A 13,499-nucleotide genomic window follows, 5' to 3' on the forward strand; every position below is an offset into this window, starting at 1 on the left:
CGCGAACGCGGTGTGTCAGACGAATCAATGTTGACTGACACACCGCTATCGCGAGCAGGCTCACTCCTACAATGGATTCACGTTGTTGATTAGAGCGTCGAACGAACGACATCGCTCAGCCAATCCATAAACACCCGCACCCGCAACGGCAAATGCCGTTGCCGCGCATACAGCAGCGAGATCGCCATCGGCGGCGCGGTATATTGCGGCAGCACGCTCAGCAATTCGCCGTTCTCCAGATGCGGCTGCATGCCGGTGCGCGGCACTTGGGTCAGGCCGAAACCGCCCAGGCAGGCCGCTTCGTAGGCGTCGGTGCTGTTGACCGTGATGCTGCCGGCCATTGCCACCCGCCGCACCTCGCCGCCCGCCTCGTAGACGAAGCCTTCAGAACGTGAACCCAGCACGCCGACGTAATGCACCAGCCGATGCTGCGCCAGATCTTCCAGGGTCTGCGGCACGCCGTAACGCTCCAGATACCCGGCGCTGGCGCAGTTGACCATCGGGAAATCGCCAAGATGCCGGGCGACGACGGATTGGTCAGGCTGCGCACCGATGCGTAACACGCAATCGAACCCCTCAGCGAGCAGATCCACGCGGCGATCAGTGCTGCTGATTTCCAGTTGCAGGTTCGGGTGACGGTCCATGAACTGCGGCAGGCGCGGCATGATCAACCGACGCGCGAGAATGTTCGGCATGTCGACGCGAATGCGTCCGGTCAATGAAGCTTCGTCCTGACGGAACAGCCCTTCGATTTCGTCCATGTGCGAGAGCAAATCCTTGCTGCGCTCATACAGCACCAGACCATCCTGAGTCGCCTGCACCTTGCGCGTGGTGCGTTGCAGCAGACGCGTGCCGAGCAAGGTTTCGAGTGCCTGCACCTGCTCGGACACCGTGGAGCGCGGCAGGCCGAGGCTTTCGCCGGCCAGGGTAAAACTCGACAGTTCGCTGACCCGCACGAAGGTGCGCAGCAGGTCCAGTTTGTTCATGTGGGCCTCGGTGATTGTTCGGCTGTGCCGATCAGTGATTCCGTTTTCGCTGTGTTTATCACCTCAGGGCGGATAAATAAACTTCTTCCCATCGCCACTCAATACTCGAGGAAGTCAGCATGAATCGCAAAATTGCATTGATCACCGGCGCCAGTCGTGGCTTGGGCCGAAGCGCTGCCCTGCACCTCGCCGCCCAAGGCATCGACATCATCGGCACTTACCACAGCCGCGCCGACGAGGCCCAGGCGCTGGTTGTTGAATTGCAGGCACTCGGCGCCAGCGCGGCGATGCTGCAACTGGACGTCGGCCACAGCGAACACTTCGCCGCGTTTGCCGCACAGGTTGAAAAGACACTGGAGCAAACTTTCCAGCGTCAGCGCTTCGATTTCCTGATCAACAATGCCGGCATCGGCGTGCACGCGTTGTTCAGCGAAACCACCCCGGAGCAGTTCGACTTGCTGATGAACGTTCAGTTGAAAGGGCCGTTCTTCCTGACCCAGCAACTGCTGCCGCTGATCAATGATGGCGGCCGGATTATCAATATTTCCAGCGGCCTGACCCGCTTCAGCCTGCCCGGTTACGGCGCCTACGCGGCGATGAAGGGGGCGATGGAAGTTCTGACCCGGTATCAGGCCAAGGAATTGGGCGCGCGGCAGATTGGCGTGAATATCCTTGCGCCGGGCGCGATTGAGACCGACTTTGGCGGCGGTACAGTGCGCGATAACAGCGCGGTGAACGCGATGGTCGCCAGCAATACCGCGCTGGGTCGCGTGGGGCAGCCGGATGATATTGGCGGCGCACTGGCGTTGTTGCTGACGCCGGGCGGACAGTGGATCAATGGCCAGCGGGTCGAAGCGTCCGGCGGCATGTTTCTCTGACTTTATGCACGATGACTAACCTTTGTGGCGAGGGGATTTATCCCTGCTGGGCTGCGTAGCAGACCCGAATTTGGGGCCGCTCCGCAGCCCAACGGGGATAAATCCCCTCGCCACAGGTTTACCTCAGCTTTCACAAGCGCGGCGTGCCATGAAGCGCTCACGCAGCACGTCATAGCCCCAGTGATAGACATAGGTGTACGGCAGGAAAAACAGCAGCACGCCGATGTCGAGCAAAAACGCCTGCCACAGGCTGACCGACAGCCATCCGGCAATCAGCGGCACGCCCATCACGATCAACCCGCCTTCAAACAGCAACGCGTGGACCACGCGGACCCAGGCGTTATGCGCCACGTTCATACGCGCCAGCGCACGGTCGAAAAAGCGGTTGAACACCACGTTCCAGGCCAGCGCCAGCAGGGCGATCAACACGGTCACCGCGCCCATGTCGAGCAGCGGTTTTTGCATGATCCACGCCAGCAACGGGGTACAGATGAGGATCGCGAGAAACTCGAAACCAACCGCCTGGAAAACGCGTTCAGTGAGGGACTTTGGGGCAGTCATGGCCTGACTCCTTGCTGGAAGATGGTTGCCATGATCCATCCACCCCCCGATACTTCATAACCAATAACCATCGATCAAGGCGATAGTTCATGGCTTCGCAAGAAGTGCTGTTGGCGTTTGTGCAAGCGGCGACGCAAGGCTCGTTCTCCGCAGCGGCGCGTAAATTGGGGCGCAGCCAGTCGACCATCAGCGCGGCGGTCGCGAGCCTTGAGATCGATCTGGATTTGCAACTGTTCGATCGCAGCAGCCGCAAGCCGACCCTGACGCCGGCCGGCCATGTGATGCTGCAAAAAGCCGAGGCGATTCTGGACGCCACCAATCGCCTGGAGATGAGCGCACGGCAGCTGTCCCAAGGCGTAGAGCCAAAACTCACCGTGGCGATTTCCGACACCTATCAGTCGTACCGCTTTGAGGCGGCACTGGTGGGTTTCGAGCAGCGTTATCCGGAGCTTGAACTGGAATGTCTGATTGCCGAATGCGATGACTTGATCGAACTGGTCCAGCGCGGCCGCGCGCATCTGGCCTTTGCCGAGATGCAGGACAACTACCCGCCCGATCTGGTGACCTCGACGGTGGCCGAGCGCACGGAGATCGCCTTGTTCGTCAATCGCGAGCATCCGTTGGCGCGGCTTGAGCAGGTCGATCAACAGATCCTTGAGCAACATCGTGAGCTGCGTCTGGCGACCATCGTCAACCCCTACGACAGTCGCGGCAAAGGCCGTGTGTGGTCGACGCCGAGCTATCTGATGTTGCTGGAGATGGCGGAAAAAGGCTTTGGCTGGGCGCCGTTGCCGAGGTGGCTGGTGCAGCGTTATGCCAACGATTTGCTGATAGAGCTCGATGTCCGCGGCTGGCCGAAACCGGTGTTTGTCGATGCCTTGTGGTCACGGCTGTATCCGCCGGGGCCGGCGGGGAGCTGGTTGCTCAGCAAGATGCTTGAATGAGCAGTGCAGCCAAAATTGAAATGCGATCAACTGTGGGAGCGGGCTTGCTCGCGAAGAGGCCGGCCCTGCAGTTAAAGAATTCAGATCAATCCAGTTCCCTCAGTCGCCCCTCGATAAACCGCCGCTCCGGCTCCAGCCGCGTCAGTTGCAACGCCCGCTGATACGCCGCCCGCGCCTCTTCCACCCGCCCCAACTGCCGACAAAACTCCGCCCGCGCCGAATGCGCCAGGTGATAATCCTGCAATTCTCCGCGTCCCAGAATCCCTTCAATCAACAACAACCCGGCCAACGCCCCATCACGCTTGGCCACCGCCACCGCCCGGTTCAATTCGATAACTGGCGACGGCAGCGCGCGCAGCAACACGTCATACAGCCCGACGATCTGCTGCCAGTCGGTTTGCGCCGCCGAAGACGCTTCGGCATGCACCGCCGCAATCGCCGCTTGCAGGCAATACGGACCAAAACGTCGCGTCGTCAGCGCGCGCTCGACCAGTGCACAACCTTCAGCGATCAACCCGGCATCCCAGCGCGACCTGTCCTGATCATCCAGCAGCACCAGCTCGCCATCGGGGGAAGTGCGCGCCGGGCGACGCGATTCGTGCAACAGCATCAACGCCAGCAGCCCCATCACTTCCGGTTCTGGCAGCAGCTCCATGAGCAAGCGCCCCAGTCGAATGGCTTCGCGAGTCAGCTCATCGCGGGTCAGTTCGGCGCCGACCGACGCCGAATAGCCTTCGTTGAACACCAGATAAATCACCCGCAACACACTGTCGAGGCGCTCGGGCAGTTCGCTCAGGCCGGGGACTTGATAAGGGATTTTCGCGTCGCGAATCTTGGCTTTCGCACGGACAATGCGCTGGGCAATCGCCGCCGGTGCCGAGAGGAAAGCCCGGGCAATTTCTTCGGTGGTCAGGTCGCAGACTTCGCGCAAGGTCAGCGGCACCTGCGCATCCGCCGCCAGCGCCGGGTGGCAGCAGGTGAAGATCAGCCGCAAGCGATCGTCTTCCACATCCTCATCACTCCAGTCGGCCTGTTCGAGTTCATCGAGTTGCGCCAGCAACAACGGCTGCGAAGCCTTGAACCGCGCACGCCGGCGCAACACATCAATGGCCTTGAACCGTCCGGTGGAGACCAGCCAGGTACGCGGATTATCCGGCACGCCGTCGCGCTGCCAGCGTTCGACCGCGACGAAGAACGCCTCGTGCAAGGCCTCTTCAGCAAGGTCGAAATCACCGAGCAGGCGAATCAGTGTCGCCAGAATCCGCCGCGAGTCTTGGCGATAGACCTGCTCGACTCGCGCCCGGACCTCAGACATTCAACTGCCGCACCGGGCGTACTTCAACGCTGCCGACCCGGGCCGCCGGAATGTTGCCGGCGACCTGGATGGCTTCGTTGAGGTCCTTGGCGTCGATCAGGTAGAAACCGGCCAATTGCTCCTTGGTTTCGGCGAACGGGCCGTCGGTGATCGACAGTTTGCCGTTGCGCATCCGTACCGTGGTCGCGGTCTGCACCGACTCCAGCGCTTCGGCGGCGATCATCCGCCCGCTGCCCTGGATCGACTCGGCATAGGCCCAGCACTCGGCGTCTTCCGGGCTGTCGGGCGAGGTGTGCAGCAGGCGCTCGTCGCTGTAGACCAGGCATAGATATTTCATGGCGTTCTCCTGATTCGAACGGATCAACTATGGCTGAAGATCAGGGTTGCACATCGAACAGCGTCGCGCCGCTCATCGGATCGAACGGTGCCGACCAGTGTTCATGGACAATTTTCCACGCTCCGGCAACCTGCCGATAACAGGCGGTGACGCGCATCCAGCAGCTCTGGGTTTCGCCCTTGTCGTTGGTGCCGCCGCAATTGGCGACCCAATGGGCGAAGGCGATGTTATCGGCGCTCTCGATCGCTATTTCGTGGAACTCGAAAACGTGCGGGCCGGGGCACATTTCCATGCAATCGACCCAGTGCGCGCGATAGGCCGCCTTGCCCTTGAATTGCAGGGCCTTGATCGCGTCGAACGAAACGATGTCGTCGGCGTACAACGCCATGACTTTCTCGACGTCCTTGGCCATCACCGCTTCGCGGTACGTATCGATCAGGGTCTGGATTTCGGTGTGTGCGCTCATGGTGTTCTCCGTGGTTTTTGTTGGGAAGACACCCTTAGTCGTTTGCCCTTCTCGCGGATCGACAGGCCAAACAAAATAAATTCGCGCGGGACAAAATCGCTAGAATCGGAGGCTCACTCTTTGTAGGAAAAAGGAAATTCCCGTGTCAGCCCAACTCGTGCCCTACGACAGCCTTAGCCCGTTACAGCGTCAGCAAGTCGAGGCGATTGAAATCCACGCCGAGCAGATCAAGTTTTCCGGCGATATCCACGGCGCCTTGCACACGCTGCTGTCGAAACCCGGCCCCGGCGTGAAGGGTTTCGCCTTGTTGGCAGAAGACGCGCCGGTGGCCTTCCTGCTGCTCAAGCGCCCGCCGGTGTTACCGGAGTGGGCCAACGAGCACAGCGCCACATTGCATGCGTTGCAGGTCGACCGCCGGGCGCAGGGCAAGGGCTATGGCAAGGCCTGCCTGCAAGCGCTGCCCGAGGTTGCGCGACAAGCGTGGCCAGAAATCAAGGGTCTGGAATTGTCGGTGGATGCCGACAATGAAGCGGCGATTGCGCTGTACGCCAAGCACGGCTACGTCGACAGCGGCGAAGCGTACAAGGGCCGAATCGGCTACGAGCGACGCATGGGCCTGTTTTTCTGACTCGTTGAGGGATGCACGATGATTGATTCGATCCAAGCGCTGGAAGCCATTTACGGCTTGCCCCACGAGCGCGCCGTACGCAAGCAGATCAGCTTTCTCAACGATGACTATCAGGCGATGGTACGCCTGTCGCCGCTGGTGATCGTCAGTTCGGTGGGGGCCGACGGCCTGGATAATTCGCCACGCGGCGACAAGCCCGGGTTTGTCCGGATCCTTGACGAGCGCACGCTGGCCCTGCCGGACCGCCCGGGCAACAACCGCATCGATACCCTGCGCAACGTGCTGCACGATCCGCGCGTGTCGTTGCTGTTCATCATTCCGGGAATCGGCGAAACGTTGCGGGTCAATGGCACGGCCGTGATCAGCGATGATCCGGCATTGCTTGAGAGCTTTGCAGTGAATGGCAAACCGGCGAAAACCGTGTTGCTGGTGACGGTGGAAGCGGCGTTCTTTCATTGCTCGAAAGCGTTTGTGCGCTCGGATGCGTGGAATCCCGAGACGCACGTACCGCGCTCCGCCCTGCCCTCTGCCGGCGCGTTTCACAAGCGCCTTAATGACGGCGAGTTCGACGCCGAAAGCTACGACCGGGAAGCGCCGAAACGGGTTATTGACTCCCTTTACTGACCCACCACAATCCCTTGTAGAAGTGAGCCTGCTCGCGATAGCGGCGTGTCAGACAAATCAATGTTGACTGACACCCCGCTATCGCGAGCAGGCTCACTCCTACAGTTTTGGAGCGGCGCTGTGGTTCAGAGGGTCAGAATCATCTCATGCCACGCCATCCCGCCATGGTCGGACTCGGAGGGTTTGATGTAGGCAAAGCCGAACCCGGCATACAACGGAATATGCTGTTCCTTGCACATCAAATGAATCGTCGCTTTATCCATCCCACGCATGCGCTCGACGAACTCGGCGAGCAAACGCTTGGCCAGACCTTGCCCTTGATAATCCGGGTGCACCACGACGGACATGATCACCACGTTCGGGCCTTTCGGGTCGTGGCCGATCAGTTCCTTGAACGCCTCGTCGGACATCTGCACATCAAACGCCGCGCCTGAATTGATAAAACCAGCCACCACGCCGTCCACTTCGGCGACGATAAAACCGTCCGGCCAAGTGGCAATGCGTGTGGCGATCTTTTCGCGGGTGGCGGCTTCGTCGCCTTCGTAGGCGACGGTTTCGATGGCGTAGCAGCGGTCCAGGTCGGCAGCGCTGACGTTGCGGATAACGGTGTTCATGGCAACTCGAAAATCGGCGAAGTTAAGGCTGCCAAGCATAAAGCAGAATAACCGGGGCGGACATGATCCGCCTCGATTCGCGCTTCCATCAGGCCTTGATCGGCAACCAGATTTCCAGGCTGCCGGTGTTGAGTTTCGGGTTGAAGTCTTCGCTGTAACGCTCGAACTCCGGCGCGTCTGCCGCTTCCTGCCCCGACTGCGGCAGCCAGGTATTCCAGATGTACTGGAAGGTGTCGGGGAGTTGCGTCAGTGGCCCCTTATGCTCGAACACCGCATATTTTTGCGGCTGAATTTCAACCCAACGGTATTTCTCGGGCAGTTCGTCGAGCTTGTCGATTTGCACACCGGCGATGTATTCGAATCCGCCCTCGCCGTCCGCGTTGCAACACACCCCGTAGGTCACTTCACCGACCTGGGCGGGGATTCTCCCCAAATGCGGAATCAGCTTTTCCCACAACGCCGGGATGTCTTCGGTGGTGTCTTGGGTAAATCGTCCACCGAACCCGGCGATCAGCAGAAACTGACCATGTTCGAAACGAGGTTCGGCCACTTCGACGCGTGTTTGCTCATCCATGACGCGACTCCTTTGTTCAGAAAAGTGGGTTCGGCTGGGAGTATAGAAAGCCGAAGCCGTTTCGCACGGTTACAGCGAATGCAACTGCTCGACGGCGCCTGAGCCGACAAACTCGTTATAGCCCGATACGATCACGTACACCGCGAAATAGCAGAAGATCGCCGCTGATGCCAGATAGGAATAGCGCAACAGCTTATCGCCCAGCAACTTGCCGCCGTGGCTCGCGGCAAAGCACAAACCGGCCGACCACAGCAGACCCGCGCAGAGAAAACCACCGAGAAACAGCGCCGAACTCAACGGGCCACCGCCACCGGAACGCGCAATCAACGTACCGCCGACAGCGGCAAACCAGAGGATCGCGCTCGGCGACGACATGGCGAGAAAAATGCCGCGAAAGAACTCCTTGCGATGGGAGTTCTGCCCCACTTCCGCCGTTTCCGCCAGCAGCGCTTCATGGTGAATCGCCGAATAGATCATCTTCGCTGCAAAGTAGATCAGCAGCGCCGAACCACCGATCCACAGCACCCAGCGTACGCTTTCGTATTGCAGGAGGACGGTCATGCCGGCCAGCGCCAGCACCGCGTAGATCAGGTCCCCGACGCAAGTGCCGAGGCCCAGTGCGAAGCCCTGAAAGTAACCGCGTTGCATCGCCAACGTGATCATGGCGATGTTGGCCACGCCGATGTCCAGGCACAGCGAAAGGCTCAGCAGAAAGCCGCTGGTGAATTCCATTGACCGATTTCCTTCGGAGAAAAATGTTTAAAAGCGCGCTGGACAGTATGCCATCACCACCGCTATCTTCCGCCACAGGTCACCGCAGTGACCAGCGTCGCTCGGACGGTTCCGGGCGCTTACGTTATCCGAGGCAACAATGGCCGAACAAGGTTCGCCGCGCCGCTTTGCGCGCATAGATCGACTCCCCCCTTACGTTTTCAACATCACCGCCGAGCTGAAGATGGCCGCGCGACGTCGTGGTGAAGACATCATCGACCTGAGCATGGGCAACCCCGACGGCGCCACGCCGCCGCACATTGTCGAAAAACTCGTACAAGTTGCTCAGCGCGAAGACACCCACGGTTACTCGACGTCCAAGGGCATTCCGCGCCTGCGCCGGGCGATTTCCAACTGGTACAAGCAGCGCTACGAGGTCGACATCGACCCGGAAAGCGAAGCCATTGTCACCATCGGTTCCAAGGAAGGCCTGGCGCACTTGATGCTGGCGACCCTGGATCAGGGCGACACAGTGCTGGTGCCAAATCCGAGCTATCCGATTCATATCTACGGCGCAGTGATCGCCGGCGCCCAGGTGCGTTCAGTGCCGCTGGTGCCTGGCGTGGATTTCTTTGACGAACTGGAACGCGCCATTCGCGGCTCGATCCCCAAGCCGAAAATGATGATTCTCGGTTTCCCGTCGAATCCCACCGCGCAGTGCGTCGAGCTGGATTTCTTCGAACGGGTGATCGCCCTCGCCAAGCAATACGACGTGCTGGTCATTCACGACCTGGCTTACGCCGACATCGTCTACGACGGCTGGAAAGCCCCGTCGATCATGCAGGTGCCCGGGGCCAAGGACATTGCGGTGGAGTTTTTCACCCTGTCCAAGAGCTACAACATGGCCGGCTGGCGCATCGGTTTCATGGTCGGTAATCCGGAGCTGGTCAGCGCCCTGGCGCGGATCAAGAGCTACCACGACTACGGCACCTTCACCCCGCTGCAAGTGGCGGCGATTGCCGCACTGGAAGGCGATCAGCAGTGCGTGCGCGACATCGCCGAGCAGTATCGTCAGCGCCGCAATGTGCTGGTCAAAGGCCTGCATGAACTGGGCTGGATGGTCGAAAACCCGAAGGCGTCGATGTATGTCTGGGCAAAAATTCCCGAGGCTTATGCTCACTTGGGTTCGCTGGAATTTGCCAAGAAACTGCTGGCCGAAGCCAAGGTCTGCGTCTCGCCGGGTGTGGGCTTCGGCGAGTATGGCGACGATCACGTGCGCTTTGCGCTGATCGAAAACCAGGACCGGATTCGCCAGGCCGTGCGCGGGATTCGCGGGATGTTCAGGGCGGATGGCTTAGTGGCAAAATCTGGCGGCTAACGCAAAACCTGTAGGAGTGAGCCTGCTCGCGATAGCAGTGTGTCAGTCACCGTAAATGGCATTGACACACCGCTATCGCGAGCAGGCTCACTCCTACAAGAGAATGTGCCCAGCCTCAAAATTTCACCCACAAAAAAACCGCATCGCTGCGGTTTTTTTGTGCCTGCAACGTGCCGCTTAAACGAACAGCGACAGCAGCAAGATAAAGCCCAACGCGACGATGGACAGGATGGTTTCCATCGCGGTCCAGGTCTTGAACGTCTCGGCCACGGTCATGTTGAAGTACTGCTTGACCAGCCAGAAACCGGCGTCGTTGACGTGGGACAGGATCAGCGAACCGGCACCGGTGGCGAGCACCAGCAGTTCACGGTTGACGCCCGGAATCATGCCAACGACCGGCACCACAATACCGGCGCCAGTGATGGTCGCCACGGTGGCAGAACCGGTCGCGATACGGATCACCGCCGCCACCAGCCACGCCAGGAGGATCGGCGAGATCTGCGCGCTGACCGCCATGTGGCCGATCACGTCGCCCACGCCGCTGGTCACCAGCATCTGCTTGAAGCCACCGCCGGCACCGATGATCAGAATGATCGCTGCGGTTGGCGCCAGGCTTGCGTCCAGCCATTTGAGCATCTGGTTGGAGCCGATGCCCTGCTTGTAGCCAAAGGTGTACAGCGACAGCAGCAACGCCAGCAGCAGTGCGGAGATCGGGTGACCGATCATGTCCATCCACAGGCGGAAGAAATTGCCGTCCGGCAGCGCCACGTCAGCGAAGGTTTTCAGCAGCATCAGGAACACCGGCAGCAGCACGGTCACCAGCGTAATGCTGAAGCTCGGCAGGATGGCCGAATCGTTTTCGCGGGCCAGTTGATCGACCAGTTCCTGATTCGGGTGACCGGGAATGTGCTTGGCAATGAAGGTACCGAAGATCGGACCAGCGATGATGGCAGTCGGCAACGCGACGATCAGACCATAGAGAATGGTCTTGCCGATGTCAGCGCCGAACACGCCGATGGCCAGCAGCGGACCTGGGTGCGGCGGTACCAGCCCGTGCACGGCAGACAGGCCGGCGAGCAGCGGGATACCGATCTTGATGATCGACACACCGGTGCGGCGCGCAACGATGAACACCAGCGGAATCAGCAACACGAAACCGATTTCGAAGAACAGCGGAATGCCCACCAGGAACGCGGCGAACATCATCGCCCACTGGACTTTGTCTTTACCGAACGCACGGATCAGGGTCTGGGCGATCTGATCGGCCCCGCCGGATTCGGCCATCATTTTGCCGAGCATGGTGCCCAGGGCGAGGATGATGCCGACGAAACCGAGCACGCCACCGAAGCCGTCCTGGAACGCCTTGATGATGGTGTTGATCGGCATGCCCGAGGTCAGGCCGAGGAACGCGGCGGCGATGGTCAGGGCGATGAAAGGGTGAATCTTGAATTTGGTGATCAGGATAATCAGGCCGATTACCGTGACCACTGCATCGAGCAGCAGGAACGTCTCGTGGGACATGCCAAACATGGGGGGTGTCTCCTGGATTGTTGTTGTTATTAAAGCGGGTTGAACAGAAGTCGGGAGGACAGCGCTGTCTTTTTCAACATACTCATACCGCCTGTTTCAGGCCGTGGGCCTGCCACCAGACGTGAGCCTGCAAGGCCAATTCCTCAACGCTGTGTACCGAGGCGTTGAGCGCCAGGGTCAGCGGCTCGCCCTTGGGCGATTCGAGGGTGGCGAACTGGCTTTCGATCAACGTCGCCGGCATGAAGTGGCCCGGGCGGTGGGACACACGCTCGGCGGCAACTTCCGGGGTCAATTCAAGAAACACGAAGCCCAGGCCCGGCAAGGCACTGCGCAGCCGTTCGCGATAACTGTGTTTAAGCGCCGAGCAGGTCAGCACAGGGCGTTGACCGTCGGCATCGACACGACGCAGTTCATCGCACAGGCTGTCGAGCCAGCCGGCACGGTCGTCGTCGTTCAGGGGGATCCCCGCGCTCATCTTTTCGATGTTCGCGGCCGGATGAAAAGTATCGCCTTCAATGGCAGTGGCGCCGCTCAAATGGCACAGGGCCTGGCTGACGCACGTCTTGCCGCAACCGGCAACGCCCATGATGACCAGGGCGGTGATGGGATGACTCATATAACACCTCAGCGCGCAGACAGCGCTACCTTTGCTAGCTATGACTCTAGTGCACAGGCAGAAGTTGCCGACGCCTTCTTGTCGTTTTTTTGGGTTGCAGCAGGTTTGTTCCCGATGCCAAAAAGCGAAGATCAGGCAGGACCTCGCTTACGCATTTGCAGCTGCATCAGGACAGCGCTACCTTAGTGCCTTGATTTTTGTTTGGCAAGCCACCCGATGACCACCCCTAAAAACGATAAAAATACCCGCACCACTGGCCGCCCCACCCTCAACGAAGTCGCCCGCCTGGCCGGTGTCAGCCCGATTACCGCCTCGCGCGCCTTGCGCGGCGTCAGCACCGTGGCCACCGAACTGGTGGAGAAAGTGCAAAAAGCCGCGCTTGAACTCAACTACGTGGTCAACCCTGCCGCGCGCGCGCTGGCCTCGGCCCAGAGCCATTCGGTGGTCGTGCTGGTGCCCTCGCTGTCCAACCTGCTGTTCATCGACACGCTGGAAGCCATTCATCGGGTGTTCACGCCCAAGGGCTTCGAAGTGCTGATCGGCAACTTCCACTATTCGCGCGATGAAGAAGAAAACCTGCTGCGCAATTACATGGCTTATCACCCGCGCGGATTTCTGCTGACCGGGTTCGATCGCACCGAAAGTTCACGGCGAATGATCGAGGCGAGCAACATCCCCTGCGTGTACATGATGGAGCTGGACAGCGCTGCCGGGGTGAACTGCGTGGGCTTCTCGCAGCTTAGCGCCGGGGAAACGGCGGCCGAGCATTTGCTCTCCCGTGGGCGCAAACGTCTGGCCTATATCGGCGCACAGCTCGATCAGCGCACCCTGCTGCGCGGTGAGGGGTTTCGCAAAGCCTTGCAGAAAGCCGGGCGCTACGATCCGGACCTGGAAATTCTGACCCCGCGTTCTTCATCTGTGGGATTGGGAGGTGAGTTGTTTCTGCAATTGCTCGCGGCACATCCGGATGTCGACGCGATCTTCTTTGGTAACGACGACCTCGCCCAGGGTGCGCTGCTGGAAGCCTTGCGCAATGGCATCAAGATTCCCGAGCAGGTGGCGATTCTCGGTTTCAATGACTTGCCGATGTCCGAACACATGGTGCCGCGTTTGAGCAGCATCAACACCCCACGCGAAGCGATTGGCCGGCGGGCGGCGGAACAGATGCTGACCTTGATGGCCGGCAACAAAGTGGCGCGGCCGGTTGAGGACATGGGGTTTGAGCTGAAGGTTCGCGAGAGTACCTAACTCTCCGCTGATCGTTCCCTGTAGGAGTGAGCCTGCTCGCGATGGCGGAGTGCTATTCAACACATTCATTACCTGACACAACGCTATCG

General features: G+C 60.1%; 16 protein-coding genes. 6 read left to right on the forward strand and 10 right to left on the reverse strand.

Translation table 11 applies throughout. The features are described from left to right. Window positions 1-89: 89 nt before the first annotated feature. The gene (locus HU765_RS25990; protein ID WP_186623903.1) at window positions 90-986 is read right to left on the reverse strand and encodes a LysR family transcriptional regulator; all 897 of its coding nucleotides are present in this window, start codon (window positions 984-986) and stop codon (window positions 90-92) included. Between the two features lie 119 nt (window positions 987-1,105). Here HU765_RS25990 and HU765_RS25995 point away from each other — a divergent pair, with 119 nt between their 5' ends. Then, window positions 1,106-1,864: an SDR family oxidoreductase gene (locus HU765_RS25995; RefSeq protein ID WP_186623904.1), complete on the forward strand. Its 759-nt coding sequence runs from the start codon at window positions 1,106-1,108 to the stop codon at window positions 1,862-1,864. 123 nt (window positions 1,865-1,987) lie between these two features. Here HU765_RS25995 and HU765_RS26000 read toward each other — a convergent pair whose 3' ends face one another. Beyond that, on the reverse strand, window positions 1,988-2,425 hold the full coding sequence (locus tag HU765_RS26000; RefSeq protein WP_186623910.1) for a multidrug/biocide efflux PACE transporter: 438 nt from the start codon (window positions 2,423-2,425) through the stop codon (window positions 1,988-1,990). Between the two features lie 89 nt (window positions 2,426-2,514). On the opposite strand from HU765_RS26000, the gene HU765_RS26005 reads away from it, so the two are divergent. After that, window positions 2,515-3,369, forward strand: a complete 855-nt coding sequence (locus tag HU765_RS26005; protein WP_186623911.1) for a LysR family transcriptional regulator — start codon at window positions 2,515-2,517, stop codon at window positions 3,367-3,369. Between the two features lie 85 nt (window positions 3,370-3,454). Here HU765_RS26005 and HU765_RS26010 read toward each other — a convergent pair whose 3' ends face one another. The 3 genes from HU765_RS26010 to HU765_RS26020 are packed head-to-tail and all read right to left on the reverse strand — an operon-like array spanning window position 3,455 to window position 5,487. Continuing rightward, window positions 3,455-4,684, reverse strand: coding sequence for an RNA polymerase sigma factor (locus tag HU765_RS26010; RefSeq protein WP_186623912.1), 1,230 nt, complete (start codon window positions 4,682-4,684; stop codon window positions 3,455-3,457). After that, on the reverse strand, window positions 4,677-5,021 hold the full coding sequence (locus tag HU765_RS26015; RefSeq protein ID WP_095181502.1) for a YciI family protein: 345 nt from the start codon (window positions 5,019-5,021) through the stop codon (window positions 4,677-4,679). The genes HU765_RS26010 and HU765_RS26015 overlap by 8 nt, the downstream gene beginning before the upstream one ends. Window positions 5,022-5,061: 40 nt before the next feature. After that, the gene (locus HU765_RS26020) at window positions 5,062-5,487 is read right to left on the reverse strand and encodes a nuclear transport factor 2 family protein (RefSeq protein WP_186623913.1); all 426 of its coding nucleotides are present in this window, start codon (window positions 5,485-5,487) and stop codon (window positions 5,062-5,064) included. Window positions 5,488-5,629: 142 nt separating this feature from the next. On the opposite strand from HU765_RS26020, the gene HU765_RS26025 reads away from it, so the two are divergent. Together HU765_RS26025 and HU765_RS26030 are read left to right on the forward strand one after the other, a co-directional pair. After that, on the forward strand, window positions 5,630-6,115 hold the full coding sequence (locus tag HU765_RS26025) for a GNAT family N-acetyltransferase (protein WP_186623914.1): 486 nt from the start codon (window positions 5,630-5,632) through the stop codon (window positions 6,113-6,115). 18 nt (window positions 6,116-6,133) lie between these two features. After that, a complete protein-coding gene (locus tag HU765_RS26030; protein WP_186623915.1) occupies window positions 6,134-6,739 on the forward strand; it encodes a pyridoxamine 5'-phosphate oxidase family protein in 606 nt (201 codons plus the stop codon). 125 nt (window positions 6,740-6,864) lie between these two features. Here HU765_RS26030 and HU765_RS26035 read toward each other — a convergent pair whose 3' ends face one another. The 3 genes from HU765_RS26035 to HU765_RS26045 all read right to left on the reverse strand — a co-directional run bounded on the left by HU765_RS26035 (window position 6,865) and on the right by HU765_RS26045 (window position 8,659). Then, the gene (locus HU765_RS26035) at window positions 6,865-7,353 is read right to left on the reverse strand and encodes a GNAT family N-acetyltransferase (protein WP_186623917.1); all 489 of its coding nucleotides are present in this window, start codon (window positions 7,351-7,353) and stop codon (window positions 6,865-6,867) included. An 88-nt stretch (window positions 7,354-7,441) separates the two neighbouring features. Beyond that, window positions 7,442-7,927, reverse strand: coding sequence for a GyrI-like domain-containing protein (locus HU765_RS26040; protein WP_186623919.1), 486 nt, complete (start codon window positions 7,925-7,927; stop codon window positions 7,442-7,444). 69 nt (window positions 7,928-7,996) lie between these two features. Continuing rightward, window positions 7,997-8,659: a LysE family translocator gene (locus HU765_RS26045; protein WP_186550664.1), complete on the reverse strand. Its 663-nt coding sequence runs from the start codon at window positions 8,657-8,659 to the stop codon at window positions 7,997-7,999. Window positions 8,660-8,798: 139 nt separating this feature from the next. Here HU765_RS26045 and alaC point away from each other — a divergent pair, with 139 nt between their 5' ends. Further along, window positions 8,799-10,016 (forward strand): alanine transaminase, encoded by a 1,218-nt coding sequence (alaC, locus tag HU765_RS26050; RefSeq protein WP_186550662.1) that lies wholly within the window; start codon window positions 8,799-8,801, stop codon window positions 10,014-10,016. Window positions 10,017-10,193: 177 nt separating this feature from the next. Here the strand turns inward: alaC and HU765_RS26055 are convergent, their stop codons facing one another. Both HU765_RS26055 and HU765_RS26060 read right to left on the reverse strand, forming a co-directional pair. Next, window positions 10,194-11,546, reverse strand: a complete 1,353-nt coding sequence (locus tag HU765_RS26055) for a GntP family permease (protein ID WP_186550660.1) — start codon at window positions 11,544-11,546, stop codon at window positions 10,194-10,196. An 82-nt stretch (window positions 11,547-11,628) separates the two neighbouring features. Continuing rightward, the gene (locus HU765_RS26060; RefSeq protein ID WP_186623921.1) at window positions 11,629-12,162 is read right to left on the reverse strand and encodes a gluconokinase; all 534 of its coding nucleotides are present in this window, start codon (window positions 12,160-12,162) and stop codon (window positions 11,629-11,631) included. 216 nt (window positions 12,163-12,378) lie between these two features. Here HU765_RS26060 and HU765_RS26065 point away from each other — a divergent pair, with 216 nt between their 5' ends. After that, the gene (locus HU765_RS26065) at window positions 12,379-13,410 is read left to right on the forward strand and encodes a LacI family DNA-binding transcriptional regulator (RefSeq protein WP_186623923.1); all 1,032 of its coding nucleotides are present in this window, start codon (window positions 12,379-12,381) and stop codon (window positions 13,408-13,410) included. The last annotated feature ends 89 nt before the right edge of the window (window positions 13,411-13,499 follow it).

It is taken from the genome of Pseudomonas sp. SWRI81 (assembly GCF_014268545.1).
GTDB classification, from domain to species: domain Bacteria; phylum Pseudomonadota; class Gammaproteobacteria; order Pseudomonadales; family Pseudomonadaceae; genus Aquipseudomonas; species Aquipseudomonas hamedanensis.

Coding starts and splice junctions, on each gene's coding strand:
- HU765_RS25990 (WP_186623903.1), bottom strand. CDS start 986: ATGAACAAACTGGACCTGCTGCGCACCTTCGTGCGGGTCAGCGAACTG.
- HU765_RS25995 (WP_186623904.1), top strand. CDS start 1,106: ATGAATCGCAAAATTGCATTGATCACCGGCGCCAGTCGTGGCTTGGGC.
- HU765_RS26000 (WP_186623910.1), bottom strand. CDS start 2,425: ATGACTGCCCCAAAGTCCCTCACTGAACGCGTTTTCCAGGCGGTTGGT.
- HU765_RS26005 (WP_186623911.1), top strand. CDS start 2,515: ATGGCTTCGCAAGAAGTGCTGTTGGCGTTTGTGCAAGCGGCGACGCAA.
- HU765_RS26010 (WP_186623912.1), bottom strand. CDS start 4,684: ATGTCTGAGGTCCGGGCGCGAGTCGAGCAGGTCTATCGCCAAGACTCG.
- HU765_RS26015 (WP_095181502.1), bottom strand. CDS start 5,021: ATGAAATATCTATGCCTGGTCTACAGCGACGAGCGCCTGCTGCACACC.
- HU765_RS26020 (WP_186623913.1), bottom strand. CDS start 5,487: ATGAGCGCACACACCGAAATCCAGACCCTGATCGATACGTACCGCGAA.
- HU765_RS26030 (WP_186623915.1), top strand. CDS start 6,134: ATGATTGATTCGATCCAAGCGCTGGAAGCCATTTACGGCTTGCCCCAC.
- HU765_RS26035 (WP_186623917.1), bottom strand. CDS start 7,353: ATGAACACCGTTATCCGCAACGTCAGCGCTGCCGACCTGGACCGCTGC.
- HU765_RS26040 (WP_186623919.1), bottom strand. CDS start 7,927: ATGGATGAGCAAACACGCGTCGAAGTGGCCGAACCTCGTTTCGAACAT.
- HU765_RS26045 (WP_186550664.1), bottom strand. CDS start 8,659: ATGGAATTCACCAGCGGCTTTCTGCTGAGCCTTTCGCTGTGCCTGGAC.
- alaC (WP_186550662.1), top strand. CDS start 8,799: ATGGCCGAACAAGGTTCGCCGCGCCGCTTTGCGCGCATAGATCGACTC.
- HU765_RS26055 (WP_186550660.1), bottom strand. CDS start 11,546: ATGTTTGGCATGTCCCACGAGACGTTCCTGCTGCTCGATGCAGTGGTC.
- HU765_RS26060 (WP_186623921.1), bottom strand. CDS start 12,162: ATGAGTCATCCCATCACCGCCCTGGTCATCATGGGCGTTGCCGGTTGC.
- HU765_RS26065 (WP_186623923.1), top strand. CDS start 12,379: ATGACCACCCCTAAAAACGATAAAAATACCCGCACCACTGGCCGCCCC.